The sequence below is a fragment of the Vibrio sp. Vb0598 genome (assembly GCF_033338935.1).
GTDB lineage: Bacteria > Pseudomonadota > Gammaproteobacteria > Enterobacterales > Vibrionaceae > Vibrio > Vibrio alginolyticus.
The window spans coordinates 1-1,076 of sequence record NZ_JAWOTP010000270.1 but is presented as its reverse complement, the minus strand read 5'-3'; the positions used below and the strand labels follow the sequence as shown (position 1 = coordinate 1,076).

The window sequence follows — 1,076 nt, the reverse complement described above, 5'->3', positions numbered from 1 at the left end:
AAAGTTGTTCACCAGCACAGTGCCGACCAACAACAAAACATATTCGGTCATAGTTATTACGTTCTTAAAATCCGATCCCAATATTATCGTGTTTTGTGACACCAATAACAACCAGTGAACGATGTGGTTTTATACACACGGCTGAAAAATAACCGTCAATGTGAGTTAGATAGATGAATTTGTATCGGAATTAATAGTTTGGTGAATAATTTGTTGGGGGAATGAGAGCTAACGAAAAGTGCGCGAATCCTGAGTGGCCCATACGAACGATTGAGTTGGCCTCTGATACTTAGCAAGTGGATAGAAATTTTAAGCAGATTTTTTGACGATTAAAAACGAAAAAAGCTCAGTTTTTCAACTGAGCTTTTTTCTTGAATTTGGCTCCCCCTGCAAGACTTGAACTTGCGACATACGGATTAACAGTCCGCCGTTCTACCGACTGAACTAAGGGGGAATTGCTTTGCTTGAAAGCGGGACGAATCTTACCGAGCACTAAAACTAGTGTCAACAGTAAAAAAATACATTTTTTTGAAAAAATTGTGCTTAAAGCGCTTTACTTTTTTGTAGTGCTTGCCAGTAAAGGGCTAGAGTTACTTATCCACTAAAATTGTGGATAAGTGTGTTGATGAGATCTGAGTAAAGATCTTTTATATGCAACGCGGTTTGTTTTGTGTGCATTTTTAGTCAGTATTATGCGCAAAATAGGCAAATGAAACAGTGATTTATTGAGTGAGTGGGTAAAATATTCAAAGTGGATAAAAGATGAGCTTTTGGGGATAACGAGCTTTTTAGAGAAGTTTTGGGGAAAAGTTGTGGAAACTATAAGTTGATATTAGAGGAGTGTTTATCAACTAGGGCGAAGTACTATATCAGAGCGACTCGAATAAGGCTATAGCCATATAGACAAAGTACAAAAATTATTAACAATGAGTGAGAAAAATCATTTAGGCATAGATTTCGTTTACTAAGGTGTATATATATACAGCACAGAAGTGGTAACACAGCCTAACGTAGTAAAGGCAGTAAAGATTGAGGAAGGGTATGAGTAAAGTTTATGAACTGGTCTCTGAGTATCA

Annotated in this window: 1 tRNA gene; it reads right to left on the bottom strand. The window is 37.0% G+C overall.

The features are described from left to right. Nucleotides 1–378: 378 nt before the first annotated feature. Nucleotides 379–454 (bottom strand) — tRNA-Asn (locus R7Q38_RS24625). Between the last annotated feature and the right edge of the window lie 622 nt (nucleotides 455–1,076).